The sequence below is a fragment of the Microcoleus sp. A6-C6 genome (assembly GCF_036705955.1).
Classification (GTDB): Bacteria; Cyanobacteriota; Cyanobacteriia; order Cyanobacteriales; family Microcoleaceae; genus Microcoleus.
In genome coordinates, this window is the sequence record NZ_JAUBVR010000047.1 from 41762 (window position 1) to 49964 (window position 8203).

General features: G+C 43.8%; 7 protein-coding genes. 5 read left to right on the forward strand and 2 right to left on the reverse strand.

Annotated features, from left to right (window positions below; genetic code table 11):
- Positions 1–77: 77 nt before the first annotated feature.
- On the reverse strand, positions 78–1118 hold the full coding sequence (locus QUB52_RS18850) for a mevalonate kinase family protein (RefSeq protein WP_332974360.1): 1041 nt from the start codon (positions 1116–1118) through the stop codon (positions 78–80).
- A gap of 152 nt (positions 1119–1270) precedes the next feature.
- Here QUB52_RS18850 and QUB52_RS18855 point away from each other — a divergent pair, with 152 nt between their 5' ends.
- Complete coding sequence (locus QUB52_RS18855) at positions 1271–1810, forward strand: Dps family protein (protein WP_265239771.1); 540 nt, start codon at positions 1271–1273, stop codon at positions 1808–1810.
- A gap of 161 nt (positions 1811–1971) precedes the next feature.
- Here QUB52_RS18855 and QUB52_RS18860 read toward each other — a convergent pair whose 3' ends face one another.
- A complete protein-coding gene (locus QUB52_RS18860; RefSeq protein ID WP_265239773.1) occupies positions 1972–3084 on the reverse strand; it encodes a glycosyltransferase family 2 protein in 1113 nt (370 codons plus the stop codon).
- 603 nt (positions 3085–3687) lie between these two features.
- On the opposite strand from QUB52_RS18860, the gene QUB52_RS18865 reads away from it, so the two are divergent.
- From QUB52_RS18865 to QUB52_RS18880, 4 genes are all read left to right on the forward strand, one after another.
- Positions 3688–4758, forward strand: a complete 1071-nt coding sequence (locus QUB52_RS18865) for a glycosyltransferase family 2 protein (protein WP_332974363.1) — start codon at positions 3688–3690, stop codon at positions 4756–4758.
- Between the two features lie 87 nt (positions 4759–4845).
- Positions 4846–6291 (forward strand): NAD(P)/FAD-dependent oxidoreductase, encoded by a 1446-nt coding sequence (locus QUB52_RS18870; RefSeq protein ID WP_265239775.1) that lies wholly within the window; start codon positions 4846–4848, stop codon positions 6289–6291.
- Positions 6292–6318: 27 nt separating this feature from the next.
- Positions 6319–6990 carry a nicotinamide riboside transporter PnuC gene (gene pnuC / locus QUB52_RS18875; RefSeq protein WP_332974366.1) on the forward strand — a complete coding sequence of 224 codons (672 nt, stop codon included), beginning with the start codon at positions 6319–6321 and terminating at the stop codon, positions 6988–6990.
- Positions 6987–7997, forward strand: coding sequence for an AAA family ATPase (locus QUB52_RS18880; protein WP_332974367.1), 1011 nt, complete (start codon positions 6987–6989; stop codon positions 7995–7997). Before pnuC ends, QUB52_RS18880 begins: the two co-directional genes overlap by 4 nt.
- Positions 7998–8203: the final 206 nt, after the last annotated feature.

The following is an 8203-nucleotide window of genomic DNA, read 5'->3' on the forward strand; positions in this document are numbered from 1 at the left end:
ATGATTTCAGGGTATTTTCCGATTTTGGCAATTGCTCTATTGAAGAATTTGAAGATTCCCTAAATTGGTCTTTTTTTTCAACTTATTTTCAGTTTTACACAATTCATCTGAGGAAAATTTCGTGCAATCATCTCGATCACCTGCTGTTGACTTTCTGCATCTTTAACTATAAACTGCGCCGTGCCGTCTCCTTGAGAACCTACTCCCTTCCCGCCCAAGATATAAGGCTGAATCTGTGGATAGTTCAAAAGTTCGTGCAAAACAGAAGCAGTTAACTGTCCCGGACAAGCGGGGATTAAATGCTGGTCAAATTTGCTCTGGGCAACTTTCATCAACTCACCGAGTTTAACTGCATCTCCCTGCTGTAAAGCTGCGGCTGCATCTTGCGTAATTCTCGAACTAATCGCACCGAGATATTGCTGCACGTTTGCTGCAACTTCATTCGCAGCAAAGGGATAAGCTAGATTGAGACTTGCCAGGATTTCTTGAGTGTTTTTGCTGGCGCCCAAATCTACGATAACCAAAAACAAATCTTTGGCAACTGTTAACTCAACAACATCCATTGTAGCGCCGTCAAAAATCATCATGATCGGGCGATTTCCATAGGCACAACCCTGATCCATGCGGCCGCAGCGCGAAGGTGTTGCAGTCTCGCCTAAATAAGCGATTTCCATTTCGTCGCGCACGTTCATTTTTAAATCGTATAAGCGGTTGAAAGCGCGGGCTACTAACACACAAATTGCGGCGCTGGAAGACAAGCCTTTCTGAATTGGTAAATCTGTTAAATAATTGTCAATCTCTACTCCTCCCACGCGGTGGTAGGTGAGAAATTGAGCCGCAACACCTGCTGCATAACTGAAAAAAGTTCCTGTTTGTGCTTCAGCAAGCAGACAATTTTTTTCCATCGGGAGTGCAGCTTCTATTTTGGTGCCGTCATTTAAAGCAGCCCGCAAAATCAAGTGTGTGGGATGCGGCTTAACTTCAGCATAAATTCCTTGATTTGTACTGGCTATCAGAGTGCAGCCTTTTGCTATAGCGGGATTGAGGGGGCGATAAGCGGCTGCCCAATCGCTGTGTTCGCCAAACAGACAAAGGCGGCCAGGAACAAAAAGCTGCATGACATCTATCTAAGGGTATCTATATTGTGATTACTTTAACCTGAAATGCAGATATTTGACTAAAAGTGCGATCGTCCTTTGGGTTGATGTCAACTGCTGGCAAAATTTGTTTTAATAAATGTCTAGTTAGAAGAATCGAGGAAATAATTTCAATGCGTAAGTTAAATATAGGTCTATCTGACGAGCAACGTGCAGGTGTTATCGAACTTTTGAATCATGACCTGTCAGATGCTTATCTGCTGTTAATCAAAACTAAAAAGTATCACTGGGATGTAGTTGGCCCGCAGTTTCGCTCGCTCCACCAGTTGTGGGAAGAACACTATCAGGCGTTAACAATAAATATCGATGCTATGGCGGAACGGGTGAGAGCTTTAGGCGGCTACCCAATTGGTACTGCTGAGGGTTTTCTTAAGTATGCTTCGATTAAGGAACACGTCGGCGATTTGCCTTTAGCAAGTGAGATGGTATCGCGTTTGGTTGACGATCACGAACTGGTTATTCGCAATCTCCGCAAACACGTTGAACAGTGTGGTGAAGAGTTTAAGGATGACGGAACCGCAGACTTTTTGACTGGTTTGATGGAACAGCACGAGCAAATGGCTTGGATGTTGCGATCGTTTATTGAAGGGGAATCTATTTCGCCGGACGGTAAGCAGCCACAAGCTAAAACTACTACGGCTTCTCACGCTTAGAGAGATTAAGAAGAAGTCAAGCGTGAATGCGGAAGAAGGAAGAAGGGAAAATTTATATTTTTTATTTAACCCTATTTTCTGATTTTCGCTCGCGTAACCAGGCAGAATTAAACGCCCTCTAGCTTCCTCAAAAACCCGGTTTTTTCAAGAAACCGGGTTTTTCAATGTTGGGTAGATTTAAATTTTCGATTTGTTAAACTATTAAACCGCATTCTTTCATACACCTGCGACGGCAGCATTCTGTGAACTTTCGTCCGCGTCTCAATCGTCGCAAGTGTCGTCCCTTCATATGATTCTGATGTTGGTTTTAATTTTAAGCCCGATTCAGTGGGCGGCGAGACTATAATTTTCAATAGGCTGGTTATTGACAGTAAGTACAGATTGTGACGTAATAGTGACATAAATAAATCTTCTTTGAAAGCTCGAACTAGCCAAGATAAGGTACTTCGGTGATTGCCGCTGCTGTTACTTCTGAATGCTAAGTAAATGTAAAAACTGCTGCTAGACCAGCGATAAATATTGCTGGAAATTTCGGGATGTTGCTGCCGGACATTTGCCATAATTAAACAGTGACTTTTTGCCATTGCTGCATAGTTGCAAGACATACTGCTGGCAATCTGGCGGTAGCCAACTAAATATTCTGGCACTACTTTGAATCGATAATGTTCGGCTATGCGGAGATGCAGTTCCCAGTCTTCGCAGCCTTGAGCGTTTTCTGCTTTTAATTTGCAGTTGTAACCGCCGATTTTTTCAAAGCAAGCGCGGCGAATTAGAGATGAGCTGGCATTGCCGATAAAATATTTATAAACTAATGCTGTGTAAACTTCTCCTTCGATGGTGGAGTTGTAAAATCCACCGATGAGCAAGTCTTTTTCATTTATATCAACTGACCAGGAATAGACAATTCCTACAGATGGTTCTGATTTTTTTAGGCATTCTACTTGTTTTTGTAGGTTTTGCGGATACCAAATATCGTCGGCATCGATGGGAGCAATGTATTCGCCTTGGGATTTTTGAATTGCTAGGTTGCGAGCGGCGGCGACTCCGGCATTTGATTGCTGCAATAAGATGATTCGCCTATCTTTTTGACCAAAAATTTTGATGATTTCGGCGGTTGTGTCTGTGGAGCCGTCGTCTACTACTAAAATTTCTAGGTTTTGATAGGTTTGAGATAAGACAGACTCTAATGTTTTAGCAATAAATTCCTCGGCGTTGTAAGCGGGTATAATTACTGAAATTAATGGCTGTTCTAAATTATGTTTGGTGGTGTTCATGTAATATAAAAATTTTTACATAAAAAAATTTTGGATCTCAAGCAGCGATCTGATGCTATGTTAACAAAGAGCTAAGGTCGATCGCACATCGTGAAAAATTTTCAGATGTACATTTTAAATATGTTGCCAAAACTCATAAAATGTGCATTGACACAGCAGTCGGGATACAGACTTCGTGCAGGAGTTGATTGCCCATGATGTCTGTAAAATCACCTGTACGGGCAAGTCCTCACCGTTGGCTCTCCTCAGTATTAATATGTTGTATTTTATACTAATAATTAAGTAAAAAAGAAAATTCTTGTGTGGTGGAATACTCTCAAACACAATGGCTGGTGGGGCTTGTTATCAGGTTTACAAAAACAATAATATATATAAAGATTTCGTAAAGCTGTTGTCTTCATCAGGTGAGTCTCAGCCAGATGTGGCTTAGAATACAGGCATGAGTCGGGATAAATGCAGCCTACAATGTCAGTAAAAAATCTAGTTGAAGATAAACAGAAATCGGGTTATAAATAAAAAAGTAGAGCTGATTTTACCCTTCGTACAGTAGGAGCATTGAAATTCAATCATTTGTTTTCCCTGCAATTTAAAGTAAACTCGGTAATGATTTATACCAAAGACCCGACTGTATCCGTGATTATCCCAGTCCACAACGGGGGGGCTTACTTCCGCACCTGTTTGTCAAAACTGGCTGAATCTGTACCGAGACCGATCGAGATTATTGTAGTAGCAGATGGCGAAAGCGACGGTTCTTGGCGTCTGGCCAAGGAATTCGGCGCAAAAGTGATCAGAATTCCCGAATCTGGAGGCCCGGCGAGAGCGAGAAATTTGGGAGCGCAAGCTGCCAAGGGAGATATTCTGTTTTTTGTGGATGCTGATGTGGCTGTTTGTCCAGAAGCTGTGGGTTATGCGAAATCGGTGTTTAAAAATAATCCCTACTTAGCTGCTTTGATCGGCTCCTACGATGATGCTCCTGGAGATCCAGATTTTTTATCCCAGTATAGGAATTTACTGCACCACTACGTGCACCAAACAGGTAACGAAGAAGCTTCGACTTTTTGGGGAGCTTGCGGAGTGATTCGCCGGGAAATTTTTTTGCAGATGGGTGGCTTTAATGAGAGTTACCGCGAACCTTCGATCGAGGATATTGAGCTGGGCTACCGTTTGAAACAAGCCGGTTATAAAATTCGGCTGTGTAAAACATTGCAGGTGAAGCATTTGAAGCGCTGGGAAGCGGTGGGGATGGTGAAAGCTGACTTTTTTTACCGAGCGCTGCCTTGGACGGAACTTATTTGGCGCGATCGCAAATTGAATAACGATCTCAACTTGCAAGTCTCGAACCGCATCAGCGTGATTTTAACTTATGCAGTGCTGCTGGCAGTTTTGGGGACGTGCTGGTCGCTGAACTTTCTGGTACTGGCTGGCTTACTGGCAACACCGCTGGTAGTAATTAATGCACCGCTTTACCGTTTTTTTAAGGAAAAACACGGTATCGTATTTGCCCTGAAAACAATTCCTTGGCACTGGCTTTTCTATTTTTACAGCGGACTGGCATTTGCGATCGGCACTGGTCGCCACTTATCGCAAAAAAAGCCCTTGACTGGTAAAATTAACTTGCCAGTATCGCTTAATAAATCAAGGCAAATTCTCCTTCAACATCAGCCCGATAGATAGTTTCTCAGGGTATTCACGGGTGCATCTATTAATTTTAGAAGTTATAAATAATTGTAGAGTTCTATAAAAAGGCTGGAGGTACGCTGAGTGAAACATTATCCTGTGGCGATCGTGGGTGCAGGCCCTGCGGGTTTGACTGCCGCCTACGAGCTAGTCAAGGAAGGCATCATCCCTGTTGTACTCGAAAAAGGGGATAAAGTTGGCGGGTTAGCCCGCACCGAAACCTACAAAGGCTACCGTTTCGACATTGGGGGCCACCGGTTTTATACTAAAGTTGCAGCCGTGCAGGAGTTGTGGCAAGAGGTACTGGGAAATGAGTTTATTAAAGTGCCACGATTGTCGCGAATTTTTTATCGAGGTAAATTTTTCAACTATCCGATCAGCGCCTTCAATACTCTCTTTAATTTGGGCATAATTGAGAGTGCGCTGATTATTTTGAGTTATCTGAAAGTGAGAATTTGGCCACTTCCGAAAGAAGAAACTTTTGAACAGTGGGTGATCAATCGTTTTGGCGAACGTTTGTATAAAACATTTTTCAAGACTTATACAGAAAAAGTTTGGGGAATTCCCTGTTCTGAAATTCAAGCAGATTGGGCGGCGCAGCGCATTAAAGGATTGTCGCTGACAACAGCGATTATTAATGCTTTGTTTGGCAGCAATGATACTAAAACGTTAATTAAAGAGTTTGACTATCCGGCTTTGGGGCCGGGGATGATGTGGGAAAAGTTTGCCGAATCTGTGGAAGCTAAAGAGGGCAAAGTTTATCTCGATACTAAGGTGATTAGCTTTGAGCGTGAAGGTAATAAAATTAAAACTATTACTGCTGAACATAATGGAGAATTAGTCCAATATTCTGCGGATAATTTTATTACGAGTATGCCGATATCGGCGCTGGTAGCACGGCTGAAACCGCAGCCCCCCGAAGAGGTATTGCACGCCGCGCGATCGCTCAAATATCGAGATTTCTTGATTGTATCGCTGATTGTCGATTGCAAGGATTTGTTTCCTGACAACTGGATTTACATTCACTCTCCCGAAGTCAAAGTCGGACGAATTCAAAACTTTAAGAATTGGAGTGCTGCATTGGTTCCCGACGCGAACAAAACTTGTTTGGGCATGGAATATTTTTGCAATGAAGGCGAGGAACTTTGGGAAATGTCGGATGCTGAACTTGTGGCATTAGCAACTCGGGAGTTGGTTGAGTTGGGTTTGGCAAAAGCTGCGGATGTTGAGGATGGGGTGGTGTTGCGGCAGCCGAAGGCTTATCCTGTTTACGATGCGGAATATCGAGGACACTTGGAGGTGCTTGAAGGTTTTTTGAAGGGAATGGAGAATTTGCAGACGATCGGGCGAAATGGTATGCACCGATACAACAATCAAGACCATTCTATGCTAACGGGGATGCTGGCCGCGAGAAATATTCTTGGGGAAAAGCACGATTTGTGGGATGTGAATACTGAGCGATCGTACTATGAAGATTTTAGTGTCGATCGCTCCAAGGACAAAAAAGATGCGTCTTTGATTTCGCAGTGAATATAGCCAGCCGAAATAGGGATTGCCATGAAAAAAGCCAACCTGCCAAACTTAATCGGCTTCGCAGCAAGCATCTTTTTGCTCCTGCTTTCAGTGCAGCGGTTTGTCCCTATCCAACTCAACTTAATCGAAGCGATAGCCGCGATCGCTTCTGCTTGGAGTGTTTGGCTGCTTGCTAAAAACAATTCCCTGGGCTGGTGGGTCGGCTTAATCGGAGTTATCACCTACGCTGCGGTGTTTTATCAAGTTAAACTTTACGGCGAAGTTGCGATTCAATTCTTCTATTTAATCACGAGTTTGCAAGCAATTTATATTTGGCTGCGGGGCGGCGAAAACAGCACAGAAAAACCTGTATGTCGCATTTCTCAACGCTGGCTCATCCTCACCGCAGTGTTAGTTACAGTTGCTGTATTTGGCTTGCGAACAGTATTAGTATCTTTGGGCGGCGCCGCACCATTTTGGGACGCCCTGACAACTATCTTAAGCGCGATCGCCCAGTTGTACCTGATGGAACGCTATCTCGAAAGCTGGTATTTATGGATTGTTGCAGACACGATTTACGTTCCCTTGTATGCCTCGCGGGGGCTATATCTAACGAGTATTTTGTACGCGATTTTTTGGTTTATGGCAATTCACGGACTGCAAAATTTCCAGCGGATTTACTCGGAACAAAAGTTAAAACAGCAGCAATCTTTATGATACTCGGTGTTACTGTAGGCAAATTTTACCCCTTCCACAAAGGACACGACTACTTAATTCGAGAAGCTAAAAAGAAGGTCGATCGTTTAATCGTTCTCGCCTGTTATAAAACAAATCAAGCAGTTGCAGGAAGCGTTAGAGCCGACTGGATTCGGTTTTTGCATCCCGACGCAGAAGTTATCGAAGTGCTCGACGATTTGCCAGAAGCTCCCGAACCTTGGGCTCAGAGGACTCTTGAGGTGCTTTCCGGGCGAAAACCCGATATCGCTTTTACTTCAGAGGATTACGGCGAACCTTGGGCAAAACTGATGGGATCTCAACACTGTGCAGTCGATCGCCAACGGCTCAAATTCCCGATTTCTGGAACGCAATTGCGATCGCACCTAGCCGAAAACTGGCAAATGCTGACTCCCCCAGCCAAAGCTTATTTTGCCAAACGAGTCTGCGTGCTGGGTGTAGAATCGAGTGGCACGACTACCCTAGCACGATCGCTCGCACAGCACTACCAAACTGTTTGGGTTCCCGAATACGGCAGGTGTTACTGGGAAGGCAGGCAATATTCGCCCGATCCTGAAATTTGGGACAGCTATGAATTTGTAGAAATTGCCAAGAAACAAGCTGTTATAGAAGACCATATTGCTACTCGCGCTAACAAAGTCGTTATTTGCGATACAGACCCTTTAGCTACTTGTATTTGGCACAAACGTTACGTTGGTTCAGAACATCCGACGATCGAGCAAATCGCTGACAGCCGCCGCTGCGATTTGTATATTTTGACTCAGCCGGATTTCGGATTTGTTCAGGATGGAACGCGAGAAAGCGAACATTTACGGATGACTATGCACCAGTGGTTTGTTGAGGTTCTTCAGAAGAAAGGCAAGCGGTATATTACTGTCGGAGGAAGGCACGAGTTGCGAATGTCGCAGGCAATTAGGGCGATCGATTCAGTGCTGGTGTTTGAACCGTTAAAGGAAGTTCACCCAAATTTTTGCGAACCACTAAACTAGGGAAAACATTTGTAACAATATTCCAAACGACTTGTGGAATGTCAACACCGAGCGATCGTACTATGAAGATTTTAGTGTCGATCGCTCCAAGGACAAAAGAGATGCGTCTTTGATTTCGCAGTCTAGTTGCAGGGCAAGCTCATCTAATTTGGTATAAATTGTACTTGACAAAAAGGCAATGATCGGGTGTGCACCATTTAATGATG

What these genes read in the sequence shown, in the direction of transcription:
- QUB52_RS18850 (WP_332974360.1), bottom strand. Translation starts at nt 1,118, where the DNA reads ATGCAGCTTTTTGTTCCTGGCCGCCTTTGTCTGTTTGGCGAACACAGC.
- QUB52_RS18855 (WP_265239771.1), top strand. Translation starts at nt 1,271, where the DNA reads ATGCGTAAGTTAAATATAGGTCTATCTGACGAGCAACGTGCAGGTGTT.
- QUB52_RS18860 (WP_265239773.1), bottom strand. Translation starts at nt 3,084, where the DNA reads ATGAACACCACCAAACATAATTTAGAACAGCCATTAATTTCAGTAATT.
- QUB52_RS18865 (WP_332974363.1), top strand. Translation starts at nt 3,688, where the DNA reads ATGATTTATACCAAAGACCCGACTGTATCCGTGATTATCCCAGTCCAC.
- pnuC (WP_332974366.1), top strand. Translation starts at nt 6,319, where the DNA reads ATGAAAAAAGCCAACCTGCCAAACTTAATCGGCTTCGCAGCAAGCATC.
- QUB52_RS18880 (WP_332974367.1), top strand. Translation starts at nt 6,987, where the DNA reads ATGATACTCGGTGTTACTGTAGGCAAATTTTACCCCTTCCACAAAGGA.